Genomic DNA, 14,300 nt, shown 5'->3' on the forward strand with positions numbered 1-14,300 from the left:
GGCGCCGTGCGCGCCGGTCCGCTCCCCGTCGCGAGGATCGAGGACCGGACCGGCACGCTCGATCCGGACGTGGGAGGTCAGCCCTGGCCGAGGGCCGCCAGGGCGTCGCGCACGGCGTCCTCGGCGCGCATGCGCTGCCCGGCGATCACCTGGTCGCGGCTCGCGTGGTCGAGGAACGCCGTGGGCAGGCCGGTGTGCACGAACGGGGTGCGCACGCCGCGCTCGGCGGCGTGCTGGGCGACGGTGGCCCCCACACCGCCGTCGACGACGCCGTCCTCCAGGGTGAGCACGAGGTCGTGCTCTCCGGCGAGCTTGATCAGGGACTCGGGGACCGGCAGCACCCACGTCGGCGACACGACCCCGACGGTCAGGCCGTGGGCAGCGAGCGACTCGCCGGCCGCGAGCGCCGTGCGGGCCATGGACCCGACGCCGACGACCAGCACCCGAGCGGCGGGCGGGGCGCCCGCGCCGGGCGTGTGCCGGGCGATCACGTCGACACCCTCGAGCTCGTCGACGGCCTCGACCGGGTCGGCGAGCGCGCCCTTGGGGTAGCGCACCACGGTGGGGGCGTCGTCGACGTCGACCGCCTGGCGCAGCGCGGCGCGCAGGGTCTCCTCGTCGCGGGGGGCGGCGAGGCGCAGGCCGGGGACGATGCGCAGCATCGCCATGTCCCACATGCCGTTGTGGCTGGCGCCGTCGTCGCCGGTGACGCCGGCGCGGTCGAGGACGAACGTCACCCCGGCCTTGTGCAGCGCCACGTCCATGAGGACCTGGTCGAACGCCCGGTTGAGGAACGTGGCGTAGACGGCGACCACGGGGTGCAGGCCGGCGAACGCCATGCCCGCCGCGGACGTCGCGGCGTGCTGCTCGGCGATGCCGACGTCGAACGTGCGGTCACCGAACTCCTTCGCGAACGGCGCCAGGCCGACGGGGTGGAGCATGGCCGCGGTGATCGCGACGACGTCGGGCCGGCGGCGGCCGATCCGCACGATCTCGTCGGCGAAGACCTTGGTCCAGCCGAACCGCGAGGGGGCGACGGGCAGGCCGGTCTCCGGGTGGATCTGACCGACGGCGTGGAAGCGGTCGGCGACGTCCTGCTCGGCGGGGGTGTACCCGCGCCCCTTCTCCGTGATCGCGTGCACGATGACCGGGCCGCCGTACGTCTTGGCGAGCCGGAGCGCGCGTTCCATGGCGCCCACGTCGTGCCCGTCGACGGGTCCGACGTACTTGAGCCCGAGGTCCTCGAACATGCCCTGGGGGGCGACGACGTCCTTGAGGCCCTTCTTGAGGCCGTGCAGCCAGTCGTAGGCGAAGCGCCCGGGCGGGCCGGTGCGGCGCAGGGTGCGCTTGCCCCAGGCGAGGAACGCCTCGTAGCCGCGGGTGGTGCGCAGGGTGTCGAGGTGGTGCGCCACGCCGCCGATGGTCGGCGAGTAGGAGCGGCCGTTGTCGTTGACGACGATGACGAGGCGGCGGTCGTCGGCGGCCGCGATGTTGTTCAGCGCCTCCCAGGCCATGCCGCCGGTGAGCGCGCCGTCGCCGATGACGGCGACGACGTGCCGGTCGGTGCGCCCGCGCACGGCGTTGGCCTTCGCGATGCCGTCGGCCCACGACAGGGCGGTGGAGGCGTGCGAGTTCTCCACGACGTCGTGCTCCGACTCCGCGCGAGCCGGGTAGCCGGACATGCCACCGGCCTTGCGCAGGGCGGAGAAGTCCTGGCGTCCCGTGAGCAGCTTGTGCACGTACGACTGGTGGCCCGTGTCGAACACCATGGTGTCGCGCGGGGACGCGAACACGCGGTGCATCGCGATCGTCAGCTCGACGACGCCGAGGTTCGGCCCCAGGTGGCCGCCCGTGCGCGAGACCTTGTCGACGAGGAACGCCCGGATCTCGGCGGCGAGCTGCGTCGTCTGCGCGGACGTCAGCCGGCGCACGTCCTCGGGCGTGCGGATTGAAGTCAGCAGACCCATGCGTTCCTCCTAGCCATAACCGTCCCACTGTAGGCGGTGCCGGGCTGTGCGCGGGACGCCGTGCCGGCGCCGCCGAGGCGGTAGGTTCGACCCGTGCGCTTTCTCGACGGGCAGCGGCCCACGACCGATCTCACCTACGGCGACGTCTTCATGGTCCCGTCCCGCTCGGACGTGACCAGCCGGTTCGACGTCGACCTGGCCTCCGACGACGGCACCGGCACCACGATCCCGGTCGTCGTGGCGAACATGACGGCCGTCGCCGGGCGGCGGATGTCCGAGACCGTCGCCCGGCGCGGCGGCATCGCGGTCGTCCCGCAGGACATCCCCTCCGACGTCGTCGCCGACGTCGTCGCGGACGTCAAGTCGAAGGACCCCGTCGTCGAGACGCCCGTGGTGGTGACGCCCCACGACACGGTGTCCACGGTGCTGACCCTGCTGGGCAAGCGGGCGCACGGGGCCGCCGTCGTCGTGGACGCCGACCGCCGCCCGGTGGGCGTCGTCACGGAGCACGACTGCACGGCCGTGGACCGCTTCGCGCAGGTGCACCAGGTGATGTCGGACGACCTGGTGACGCTGGACGCCGCGCAGGTCGAGGCCGAGGGGCTCGAGGCCACGTTCGACCGGATGCACTCCGCGAAGATCCACCTCGCGCCGGTGGTGCGCGACGGCGTGCTCGCCGGCCTCCTCACCCGCAAGGGCGCCGTGCGCTCGACCGTCTACTCCCCCGCCCTGGACGCGGCCGGGAGGCTGCGCGTCGGGGCCGCGGTCGGCATCAACGGCGACGTCGCCGCCAAGGCCCGCGAGCTGCTCGACGCCGGGGTGGACGTGCTCGTCGTCGACACCGCGCACGGGCACCAGACCAAGATGCTCCAGGCGCTGGAGGCCGTCCGCGGGCTCGACCCGCAGGTGCCCGTCGTGGCCGGCAACGTCGTCACCGCGGCCGGGGTGCGCGACCTGGCGTCCGCGGGCGCCGACATCATCAAGGTGGGCGTCGGCCCGGGCGCGATGTGCACCACGCGCATGCAGACCGCCGTCGGGCGCCCGCAGTTCTCCGCCGTGCTGGAGTGCGCCGCGGCGGCGCGCGAGCTCGGCAGGCACGTGTGGGCCGACGGCGGGGTGCGCCACCCGCGCGACGTCGCGCTGGCGCTGGCGGCCGGCGCGTCGCAGGTGATGATCGGCTCCTGGTTCGCCGGCACCTACGAGTCGCCCGGCGACCTGCACGACGACGGCACCGGCCGGCTGTACAAGGACTCCTTCGGCATGGCGTCGGCACGCGCCGTCGCGGCCCGCACCGCGAGCAACGGCTCCCCGTTCGCCCGGGCCCGCAAGGCGCTGTACGAGGAGGGGATCTCCACCGGCAAGATGTACCTCGACCCGCTGCGGCCGGGCGTCGAGGACCTGCTGGACGAGATCACCTCGGGCCTGCGGTCCAGCTGCACGTACGCCGGGGCGCGCACGCTGGGCGAGTTCGCCGAGCGCGCGCTCGTGGGCGTCCAGTCCGCCGCCGGGTACGCCGAGGGCATGCCCGTCGCGACGAGCTGGTGACCCCGCCGCGCGTGCCGAACATGTGGTCGGTCCGGGATTCGGCGGCCGAATCCCGGACCGACCACATGTTCGGCACCGCGGGATCGCATGGTCGTCAGCCGGCGTCGACGACCGTCAGGGTCGTCGTGGCGCGGGTGAGTGCCACGTAGAGGTCCCGCTCGCCGCACGGGCGCGCCGCGAGGATCCCGCCGGGGTCGGCCACGACGACGGCGTCGAACTCCAGCCCGCGGGACTGCGAGACCGGCACGACCCGCACCCGCGACCCGCCCCGCCCGTCCGCGGGCGCCCCGTCCGCGGCACGCTCGAGGGCCGCCTCGATCCCGGCCACCGCCAGGTCGGCCGCGACGACCCCGACGAGCCCGCCGGGCACCTCGCGGCCCGCGGCGGCGGCCTCGCGGGCCACGGCGTCGGCGAGGCTCACGGGGCCGACCTGCGGCGCCGTCGTGCGCCGCGGCTCGGGCCCGTGGCGCACCGCCGTGCCCGGTTCCTGGGCCGGCGCGACCCTCTCCAGGACGGCGCCCGCCTCGGCCAGGATCTCGGCCGTCGTGCGGTAGCTGACGGTGAGCGTGCGCACCTCGGCACGCCGCCACAGGTCCGCACCCAGGGCGTCGCGCCACGTCGCGTGCTCGGCGGTGGGCCCCGCCTGGGCCAGGTCCCCGACGACGGTGAGCGACCGCGAGGGGCACCGGCGCAGCACGGCCCGCCACTGCAGGGGCGTCAGCTCCTGCGCCTCGTCGACGACGACGTGCCCGAACGTGCGCTCCGGCTCCCCGTCCAGCAGCGCGACAGCCTCGTCCAGCAGCGGCAGGTGGGCCTGCGTGAGGGCCCCGTCCGCCGAGGCCGCGAGCAGCGCGCGCTCGGCGGCGTCCCAGCCCGCCGGCGGCGCGGGAACGTCCTGTGCCCCGCCGCCGACGTCACGGCCCACGGCGCGCAGGACCTCGCGCACCACGGCGGCCGCGTCGAGCCGGGGCCACAGACGCTCGACGGCACGGTCGAGCACGGGGTCGGTCAGGAGCTCGTCGCGCAGCGTGTCGGGGTCAAGCTCGTCGGCCGCGTCCGTCCCGGGGACGCCGTCCAGGCCGAGGCTGCGCAGGCCCGCCGCGGCCATCGCGTCGAGGTCGCGCCCGGTGAGCTCGGCGGACTCGGCGTCGATCCGCGCGAGGGTGGCCTCGGCGTCGGCCACGACCGCGTCGACGAGGGCCTCGACGACCGCCTCGTGGAAGACGCCGCGCGCGCCGTGGTGCGGCAGGTCCGTGCCCTGGGCGAGCGCGCGGGCCGCGGCGACGTCGTCCGGGCTCAGGCGCACGTCGTCCCCGCCGACGCGCACCACGAGGTCCGGGGCGCCCGGGGCCTGGTGCGCCCGCACCGCGGCGGCGAGCAGGTCGGCCAGGACCGCGCGCCCGGCGACGCGGGCGAGGTCCGACGCGTCGCGGGCGTCGGCGGGCACCGCGGCCGCTGCGGGGCTCGCGCCGCGGAGCACGGACGACGCCGTCGCGAGCACGACGTCGTTCTCCCCGAGCGAGGGCAGCACGCGGGAGATGTAGTCGAGGAACCGGTCGTTCGGCCCGAGCACCAGCACCCCGTCGTCGGCGACCCCGTCGAACGCCGCGAGCACGTACGCCGCACGGTGCAGGGCGACGACGGTCTTGCCGGTGCCCGGTCCCCCGGTGACGACGACGACCCCGCGGTGCGGGGAGCGGACGACCTCGTCCTGCTCCGCCTGCAGCGTGGCGACGACCTCGCGCATGCGCCCGGTGCGGCGGGCGCCGAGCGCCGCCATGAGCGGCCCGTCGCCGACGACGTCCGCGGCGTCCGGCTCGCTGCCGTCGAGGATCTCGTCGCTCACCCCGACGACGTCGCGTCCCTCGAGGCGCAGGTGGCGGCGACGGCGCAGCCCGAGCGGTCGCACCGGCGTGGCGGCGTAGAACGGGCGGGCGGCGTCGGCGCGCCAGTCCACCAGGAGCGGCTCCGGGGTGTCCTCGGGGTGCAGGCCGAGCCGGCCGACGTGCAGCGCGCGGCCGTCCACGGTGTCCACGCGGCCGAAGCACAGGTGGTGCTCGCCGGCCTCGAGGGCCCGCAGGCGGCGTTCCAGCATGCGCACCCGCGCGTCGCGCTGGTGCAGCTCGGTGCTGTCCTCCGGCCGCGAGCGCAGCGCCCGGGCGAGCTCGCCGCGCAGGCGCGCGGTCTCGGTGTCCACGTGGTCGTGCATGCGGCGCACGGCCGAGCGCTCGAGCGCGACCTGGCGGCCGTGGTCCGGCGGGTCGGTGTCCAGGCGCGGGGTCGCCGCATCGTGCGGGTGCTCGTGCGGGGCCTGGTCGGGCGCGGGTGCGGCGGGCGGCGGGACGGCGGGCTGGTACGGCTGAGGCAACGCGGCTCCTGGGCTCCTCGGGGACCGCCGGACGGCGGCGACGGCGGCCGCGCACGGGCGCGGCCGACCGGTCAGCGTACGGCGTACCGAAATTATTCCCGGGCACGTCGCGACCCATGCACTCCCGGTCGCGGAGGCGCCTCGCGGGGCCCGCGGACGGAGTTAGCCTGCACGGGTGACCTCCGCTCCCCCGACGTCGGCCCGCGCCCAGCTCGGCGCACTCGCCACCGATCCCACGTTCCTGCGCGACTGGGGCCTGTCCCGCGGCGGGCCGGACGCCACAGCCGCGCGGCCCGCCGCGGTGCTCGTGCTCTTCGGCGTCCTCGACGACCTGGACGCCGACCACGCGGCCCAGGCCCTCGCCGTCGCGCAGGACCTCGACGTGCTCCTCCTGGCGCGCGCCGCGACCCTGCGCTCGCACGCCGGCCAGGTCGCCTTCCCCGGCGGGCGGGTCGAGGACGGCGAGGACGTCGTGGCGGCCGCCCTGCGCGAGGCGACGGAGGAGACCGGACTCGACGCGGCCGGCGTCGACGTGCTCGGCACCTGCCGCGAGCTGCCCATGCCCGTGAGCGACCACCGGGTCACGCCGGTGCTCGGCTGGTGGGCGCGACCCACGCCGGTGGGGGTCGTCGACCACGCGGAGTCGGCGCACGTCTTCCGGGCGCCGGTCGCCGACCTGCTCGACCCGGCCCGGCGCGTCACCACCGTGCTGCGGCGCGGCGGCCAGGTGTGGCGCGGCCCGGGGTTCCAGGTGCGCGACGGCGACGTCGAGCACCTCGTGTGGGGGTTCACGGCCGGCATCCTCGACGCCGCGTTCGACCGGCTCGGCTGGACCGAGGCGTGGGACCGCGGCCGCGAGCTCGAGCTCTCGTGAGGCGCGCGACGAGGAGGACGTCGTGAAGGCCGACCTCGACGTCACGCCGGGCCTCGCCCGCGCCCTGCTCGCCGAGCAGCACCCCGACCTGGCAGGGCTCTCCCTCGAGGTGGTGGCGAACGGCTGGGACAACGTCATGCTGCGGCTCGGCCACGCCGGCGACGACGGCCCGGCGCTCGCCCTCCGGCTGCCCCGCCGGGAGGCCGCTGCCGCCCTGGTCCGCCACGAGCAGGCGACGCTCCCCCGCCTGGCGACGCTGCTCGACCCGGGCGCCGGGCCCGGCGGGCCGCCGGCCGGCGACGGCGCGGTCGCCGTCCCGGTCCCCGTGCGGGTCGGCCGGCCCAGCGACGCCCTCGGCTACCCGTGGTGGTGGAGCGTCACCCCATGGGTCGAGGGCACGGCGGCGGACCGCACCCCCGTCCTCGCCCGCCGCGCCTGGGCCGCGTCGTTCGGCGCCGTCCTGGCCGCGCTGCACGTCCCGGCGCCGCCCGACGCGCCGCCCAACCCGGTGCGCGGGATCCCGCTCGCCCGACGGGCGGAGGCCCGTGACCCGGCCGCCCTCGGCGCCCGCCTCGACCTGGTCCCCGCCGACCGCCGGGCGGCGGCCCGGGAGGTCTGGCAGGCCGCGCTCGACGCCCCGGTCCACGACGGGCCGCCGGTCTGGTTGCACGGCGACCCCCACCCGGCGAACCTCGTCGTCGCGCCGGGGTCCCGGGGCGACCGGCTCGCCGCCGTCGTCGACTGGGGCGACGTCACGTCCGGCGACCCGGCGGGCGACCTCGGCGCGCTGTGGCTGCTCTTCGACGACGCCGGCCACGCGGCCTGCCGCGACGCCGTGCAGGCACGGGCGCACCGCGGCGCCGGGTGGGACGACGCCACCTGGGCGCGCGCCGCCGGCTGGGCGCTGCTCTACGCGACGAACATGCTCGCCCACCCCGACGAGCACCCGCGCCTGGTGCCCATCGGCCGGCATGCGCTGGACCGTCTGCTCGCACCCAGGACGCGCCCGTAACCGCACGTCAGAGCACGACGTGGACCGACGCGGACACGCACGCGAGGGCGGCGCGGACGCTCCCTGAGCCGGCGCGCCGCCGTCCCAGGACGCCCGCACCCGCTGGGTCCGTTCCCGCCCGCCGTACCGGTGCTGCCGGCCGCCCCGGCACGGGCCACCGGTGTTGGCGCTCGACATGAAGATGCGCAAAGACCTTTCATCTTTTGGTTGCCGTCCGTCAGAAGTTCCCCTAGGGTCATGAGCCGTGTCGTGGCACGCGTCACACCCGCCACGGGACCGCCGCCGAGCCTGCGGCGTGACTCACGCGAAGGGAAGTCGACAATGACGACGACAGCACCTGCCCGCCGCTCGCTCCGGATCGCCGCCGCCTCGGCGGCCGGACTGGCCGTCGCACTGTCGGCGGCGAGCGGGGCCGCCGCCGCCCCGCCGGAGGACGCGGGCCGCACGGTGCCCGCCAGCAAGATCTCCATCCAGCTGTACAGCCTGATCCCGTGGGTGGCCGAGGACGGTCTCGAGCCGGTGCTCGCCGAGCTCTCGGCGATGGGCTACCGCAACATCGAGCCGTACGGGGGCAACTTCGCCGGCTACACCGCCGAGGAGTTCCGCTCCCTCGCCGACAAGTACCACCTGAAGGTCTCCGCGTCGCACAACAGCACGGACGAGGCCACGTGGGACCAGACGCTGGCCTACTCCAAGACCCTCGGCCAGCAGTACGTCGGGTCCGGCGGGTTCGCGTCCCCCGGCATCGGCAGCTACGAGGACACCCTGGCCACGGCCGCGACCCTGAACCGCCTGGGAGAGGCGGCGTCGAAGCAGGGGCTGCACAAGATCTTCGGCCACAACCACCAGCACGAGTTCACGACCGTCTACACGGACCCGGCCACGGGCGAGGAGAAGTCGGCCTGGGAGATCATCGCCGACCACACCGACCCTCGGTACGTGACGTTCGAGGTCGACGTGCTGTGGGCATACGACGCCGGGATCGACGTCGTGCAGCTCCTGGAGACCTACGGGGACCGCATCGAGCTGCTGCACATCAAGGACGGCTTCCTCAACGGCGACGACCGGGCGACGTTCGCGAACGTCGGCGAGGGCGAGCTGGACTGGGAGCCGATCCTCGAGGCGGCCCACGGCCACGTGCGGTACTACACCCTCGAGTACGACCTCGCCCCGGACGGCCGCGACTTCGCCTCCGAGAGCTTCGACCACCTCAACACCCTCACGTACTGACGCAGACCGGGTGGGCCTCCCCCTGGCCCACCCGGTCGCGCGCCACCCCGACATCCCCTGAACGGAGCAGTCATGCCTGACAACGGTGTCACCGCGGGCCGGGGCCTCTCCCGCCGCACCATGCTCACCTCGGCCGTCGCCGGCGTCGTCGCACCCGCCGCCGTCGTCGCCCTCGGGGCGGACGGCGCGGCCGCCGCCGTCCCGGGGGCGCTGCCCGGGAAGAAGGGCAAGACCCGGAAGATCACCCTCTACGCCGAGGAGCTCCCCGGCGGCCTCTACGGCTACGGGTACGCCCCGGGCGAGGCCACCGTCCCGGGCCCCGTCCTCGAGATCTGGGAGGGCGACACGCTCGAGATCGAGCTCGTCAACACCACCGACCGGCAGCTGTCCATCCACCCCCACGGGGTCAACTACGAGACGACCTCCGACGGCAGCCCCATGAACGCCTCGTTCAACGCGCCGGGCGAGACCCGCACCTACGTGTGGACCACCCAGGAGCCCTACCAGGTCAAGGGCCAGTGGATGCCCGGCAGCGCCGGCTACTGGCACTACCACGACCACGCGATGGGCACGTCCCACGGCACCGAGGGGGTCCGCAAGGGCCTGTACGGCGCGCTCGTCGTGCGCCGCAAGGGCGACCCGCTCCCCGACCGCCAGTTCACGGTCGTGTTCAACGACATGACCATCAACAACAAGGCGGCGCCCGACATCCCGCTGCTGGAGGCGCGGCTCGGTGAGCGCGTGGAGTTCATCGCCGTCGGGCACGGCGACATGTACCACACGTTCCACGTGCACGCGCACCGCTGGGCCAACAATCGCACCGGGCTCCTGGACGGGCCGAACGACCCCACGCAGGTCGTGGACAACCGGGACCTCAATCCGGGCGACTCGTTCGGCTTCCAGGTGATCGCCGGCGCCGGCGTCGGGCCCGGGGCCTGGATGTACCACTGCCACGTCCAGTTCCACGCCGACGGCGGGATGGCCGGCGTGTTCCTCGTGCGCAACGCCGACGGGAGCATGCCCGACGGCGCCCAGGCGGCGCTGGACCGCTATCACCAGCACGGCTCCCACCCGCACGCCGGCTGACGAGCCGGAGGCTCCCCGACCCGACCCCGACCCCCACCGTCCGACACCCGACAACCCGACCGACGGACTCCCCGACTGTCCAGGGCCGTCCCGGAACCCCGGGGCGCCCCCCGATCACTCGCGAAGGAGCAGTGATGGAACGGATACGAAGAGATCGCACCCTCCGTGCCGGCCGCGCGCCGGCACGGAACACCGCCCGGATCGTCGCCACCACCGGCACGGCGGTCCTGTTCGCGGGGCTCGCCGTGACGCCCGGCGTCGCCGCCACCGCCCCACCGTCCCCCGCACCGGAGAGCGCCGCCGAGTCGGCGCCGACCACCACGACCCGCGCGCCGGGAGAGCAGGTCGCGACCACCTCCGCCGAGATGCGGGTGCTGGTGTTCCACGGCGCCCCCGGCGACCAGGTCGACCCGGTCGAGCTGGCCGCGCAGACCGTCGCCGACCTCGCGGCGGAGCACGGCTTCGAAGCCGAGGTCACGACCGACCCGGGCGCCTTCACCGCCGACAACCTGGCGCAGTACCGCGGAGTCGTGTTCCTCTCCGCGGAGGGCGCCGAGCTCGACGCCGACCAGGAGTCGGCGCTGCGCTCGTACGTGGAGGCCGGCGGCGGGTTCCTCGGCGTGCGTGACGCCGCCCGCGCCCAGGACCGCTCGCAGTGGTTCACCGGGCTGATCGGCACCCGCCCGGCGGGCAACCTGCCCGACCCGGCGGACGTCGCGACCGCCACGGCCAGCGCCGAGAACCCGCCGAACGAGGTGGCCGCCAACCTGGTGGACGGCGACCCGGGCACCAAGTGGCTCGCGTTCGAGCCCACCGCCTGGCTCGAGGTCGAGCTCACCGAGCCCGTCGTGGCCACGCGCTACGCGCTCACGTCCGCGAACGACTTCGACGGCCGTGACCCGGAGAGCTGGACCCTGCAGGGATCGACCGACGGCGAGTCGTGGACCGACCTCGACACGCGCTCCGACGAGGACTTCCCGGACCGGTTCCTCGCGCAGGACTACCGGTTCGACAACGAGACGGCCTACCAGCACTACCGGCTCGACATCACCGCCAACGCCGGGGACGACCTCACCCAGCTCGCGGAGCTGGAGCTGTTCGACGCCGCGTCGGAGGCCGAGCCCGAGCCCGAGATCCCGGTGCAGGAGGCCACCGTCGACGTGCTGGACCAGCGGCACCCGGCGACCGAGAGCCTGCCGGCCACCTGGACCCGCTCCGACCGGTGGCTCAACTGGGCACCGAACCCGGTCGGCGAGGTGCACACCGTCGCCCAGGTCCAGGAGTGGGACTACGACCCGGGCGAGGGCGCGAACGGCGCGTTCCACCCCGTCTCGTGGTGCCGCGACTACGACGGTGGCCGGTCGTTCTACACCGGCATGGGCGGCACGGCGGACAGCTACGGCGAGGACGCGTTCCGCGACCACCTCACCGGCGCCCTGCTGTGGACGACCGGCGCGGTGCGTGGCGACTGCCAGGCGACGATCGCGGCGAACTACACCACCGAGCGCCTGACCGCCGAGAACGCCGAGGGCGAGCTCGACCAGATCGGCGAGCCCCACGGGCTGACGATCGCGCCCGACGGCGGCGTCTTCTACATCGGCAAGGCCGCGTGCCCGTCCGGCCCGGTCGTGCCGTGGGAGGACCCCGACGTCGGCCTGGGCTGCGGCACCATCCACCGCTGGGACCCCGAGTCCGAGGAGACGTCCCTGCTGACCACCCTCGACGTGATGGGCAACCGCGGCAGCGGCAGCGAGCTGGTCAAGAACGAGGAAGGCCTCATCGGCATCACGCTCGACCCGAAGTTCGACGAGAACGGCTGGGTCTACGTGTTCTGGATGCCGCACGAGTCGATCGACCGCGAGCGCCGCGTGGGTGAGCGGACCGTGTCCCGGTTCACGTACGACGCCGAGGCGAACACGATCGACCAGTCCACCCGCGTCGACCTCATGGCGTGGGAGACGCAGATCCACAGCTGCTGCCACGCGGGCGGCGGCATGGACTTCGACGACGAGGGCAACCTCTACATCGGGTCCGGCGACAACAACTCCTCCGGCGGGTCGGACGGGTACTCCGGCAACAACTGGACCGAGGAGTTCGCCGGCATCTCGTTCCAGGACGCGCGCCGCACCTCCGGCAACACGAACAGCTACAACGGCAAGATCCTGCGGATCCACCCGGAGCCGGACGGCACGTACACCATCCCGGAGGGCAACCTGTTCCCCGAGGGCGAGTACCCGGCGGACAAGACCAAGCCGGAGATCTACGTCATGGGCGTGCGCAACATCTCGCGCCTGCACTACGACACGAAGAACGACTGGCTCAACGCCGCCTGGGTGGGCCCGGACGCCTTCAGCCCGGACCCCGAGCTCGGGCCGGCGAAGTACGAGACGGCCACGATCATCACCGAGGCGGGCAACCAGGGCTGGCCGTACTGCATGGGCAACCAGCAGCCCTACCGTGACCGGTCGAACGAGGACGCGAGCATCCTCACCGGCTGGTACGACTGCGACGACCTGAAGAACACCTCGCCCCGCAACACGGGCCTGGTGGACATCCCGCCGGCCCGGGACAACATGATCTGGTACTCGCCGTCCGGCGGTGGCCCGGTCTTCCCGATCGGTGAGGACGGCGTCCCCTCGTACGAGGAGGACGAGGCCACCTACACGCTGCCGTACCTGCGTGGCGGCGGCCAGGCGGTGATGGACGGGCCGACGTACCACCGGTCCGAGGTCGACACCGACAGCGGTGTGGCCTGGCCGGCGCACTGGGACGACACGTGGTTCATCGGCGACCAGTCCAACCCCAACAACCGCATCGCCGTCACGGTCGACCCCGAGAAGGTCGACGAGGCGGGGGCCCCGGTGTACGCCGAGGACCTGCGCCGGATCATCCGTCCCGGTGGCGGTGACGACGAGCTGCAGAGCTGGATGGACGCGAAGTTCGGTCCGGACGGCGCCCTGTACATGCTCGACTACGCGGGCGGCTTCTTCTCGCTCCACGACAACCAGAAGCTGATCCGCATCACCTACGACGGCGGCCCGGCGACGCCGGCCCCGGCCGGGAGCGCCACGAGCGTGCAGAGCGACCCGCTGACGGTCGCCTTCACGGGGGCGCGCTCGGGCGGCGTCTCCTACGCCTGGGACTTCGGGGACGGCGCCACGTCCACGGAGGCGAACCCGCGGCACACCTACGCGCGCGTCGGCAGCTACGACGCGACGCTGACGGTGACGTACGCCGACGGCGAGACCGTGACGGTGGACGTGCCGGTGTCGATCGAGTGCGCGGTCCCGGACGACCGGGACACCGTCTGGATCGGTGACAGCGACTCGGGCGTGACGAACCACGACCTGGGCGGCTGCACCATCAACGACCTCATCGGCGACGACAAGCAGTGGGAGTCCCACGGCGCCTTCGTGAAGCACGTGAACGCCGTGGTGAACCAGCTGAAGGCCGACGGCGTCGTCTCGGGCAAGGAGAAGGGGAAGCTGACCCGCACCGCGGCGCGGTCCGACGTCGGCAAGGACGCCTCGGCCGGCTACCGGTGGTTGTTCGACGGGACGGCGGAGTCGCTGGACGGCTGGCGCCAGGCTCCCGGCGGCAGCTTCGAGCTGACCGACGGCGGGTCGCTGGCGTCCCGCGGCGGACTGGGCATGTTCTGGTACGCGGCCGAGGAGTTCGACGACTTCTCGCTCAAGCTCCAGTTCCGCGACGTCTCGCAGGGTGACCACTTCGCGAACACGGGCGTGTTCACGCGGTTCCCGGACCCGCGGGTGCCGCAGGCCGAGCGCCCGGAGTGCGGGCAGGGCACCAGCGCCGAGGCGTGGGTGGCGATCTACTGCGGCCACGAGATCCAGATCTACGACGGGCCCTCGGGCGAGCCGCAGAAGACCGGGTCGGTGTACAACTTCGACCCGGTCGGCCTCGACGAGGCGGGCGTCACGGACAAGGGGGTCTGGAACGACTACGAGATCCGCGTGGTCGGCCAGCAGTACACGATCATCCGCAACGGCGAGGTGCTCAACGAGTTCGTCAACTCGCCGGGGAAGGAGTCGTCGCGGGCGGGTGACCCCCCGACCGACCTGCGCCAGTTCCTCAGCGGGTACGTCGGGCTGCAGAACCACAGTGACAGCGACCTCGTCGAGTTCCGCAACATCCGGGTGAGCGACCTGTAACCCGGCTCGTTCCCGGAGCCGTCCCGGTGCGGGGCGGGCGACCACG

Annotated in this window: 8 protein-coding genes; 6 read left to right on the forward strand and 2 right to left on the reverse strand. The window is 74.2% G+C overall.

The features are described from left to right. Window positions 1-77: 77 nt before the first annotated feature. Complete coding sequence (gene dxs, locus EYB28_RS12375) at window positions 78-1,967, reverse strand: 1-deoxy-D-xylulose-5-phosphate synthase (RefSeq protein ID WP_166848285.1); 1,890 nt, start codon at window positions 1,965-1,967, stop codon at window positions 78-80. Between the two features lie 93 nt (window positions 1,968-2,060). Here dxs and EYB28_RS12380 point away from each other — a divergent pair, with 93 nt between their 5' ends. Next, entirely contained in the window at window positions 2,061-3,512 is a 1,452-nt protein-coding gene (locus EYB28_RS12380) for a GuaB1 family IMP dehydrogenase-related protein (protein ID WP_166848288.1), read from the forward strand. A gap of 94 nt (window positions 3,513-3,606) precedes the next feature. On the opposite strand, the gene EYB28_RS12385 is transcribed toward EYB28_RS12380, so the two are convergent. Continuing rightward, the gene (locus tag EYB28_RS12385) at window positions 3,607-5,880 is read right to left on the reverse strand and encodes an ATP-binding domain-containing protein (RefSeq protein ID WP_205710909.1); all 2,274 of its coding nucleotides are present in this window, start codon (window positions 5,878-5,880) and stop codon (window positions 3,607-3,609) included. Between the two features lie 175 nt (window positions 5,881-6,055). Here EYB28_RS12385 and EYB28_RS12390 point away from each other — a divergent pair, with 175 nt between their 5' ends. From EYB28_RS12390 to EYB28_RS12410, 5 genes are all read left to right on the forward strand, one after another. Beyond that, window positions 6,056-6,754, forward strand: a complete 699-nt coding sequence (locus EYB28_RS12390) for a CoA pyrophosphatase (protein WP_166848291.1) — start codon at window positions 6,056-6,058, stop codon at window positions 6,752-6,754. Window positions 6,755-6,776: 22 nt separating this feature from the next. After that, window positions 6,777-7,766: a phosphotransferase gene (locus EYB28_RS12395; RefSeq protein WP_166848294.1), complete on the forward strand. Its 990-nt coding sequence runs from the start codon at window positions 6,777-6,779 to the stop codon at window positions 7,764-7,766. 321 nt (window positions 7,767-8,087) lie between these two features. Next, entirely contained in the window at window positions 8,088-8,996 is a 909-nt protein-coding gene (locus tag EYB28_RS12400; RefSeq protein WP_166848297.1) for a sugar phosphate isomerase/epimerase, read from the forward strand. A 72-nt stretch (window positions 8,997-9,068) separates the two neighbouring features. Then, on the forward strand, window positions 9,069-10,082 hold the full coding sequence (locus tag EYB28_RS12405) for a multicopper oxidase domain-containing protein (protein WP_205710910.1): 1,014 nt from the start codon (window positions 9,069-9,071) through the stop codon (window positions 10,080-10,082). Window positions 10,083-10,216: 134 nt separating this feature from the next. Then, the gene (locus tag EYB28_RS12410) at window positions 10,217-14,254 is read left to right on the forward strand and encodes a ThuA domain-containing protein (protein ID WP_166848300.1); all 4,038 of its coding nucleotides are present in this window, start codon (window positions 10,217-10,219) and stop codon (window positions 14,252-14,254) included. Window positions 14,255-14,300 lie beyond the last annotated feature (46 nt).

It is taken from the genome of Isoptericola sp. BMS4 (assembly GCF_011634835.1).
In the GTDB taxonomy this organism is placed as follows: Bacteria; Actinomycetota; Actinomycetes; order Actinomycetales; family Cellulomonadaceae; genus Isoptericola.

What these genes read in the sequence shown, in the direction of transcription:
- EYB28_RS12400 (WP_166848297.1), top strand. Translation starts at nt 8,088, where the DNA reads ATGACGACGACAGCACCTGCCCGCCGCTCGCTCCGGATCGCCGCCGCC.
- dxs (WP_166848285.1), bottom strand. Translation starts at nt 1,967, where the DNA reads ATGGGTCTGCTGACTTCAATCCGCACGCCCGAGGACGTGCGCCGGCTG.
- EYB28_RS12405 (WP_205710910.1), top strand. Translation starts at nt 9,069, where the DNA reads ATGCCTGACAACGGTGTCACCGCGGGCCGGGGCCTCTCCCGCCGCACC.
- EYB28_RS12410 (WP_166848300.1), top strand. Translation starts at nt 10,217, where the DNA reads ATGGAACGGATACGAAGAGATCGCACCCTCCGTGCCGGCCGCGCGCCG.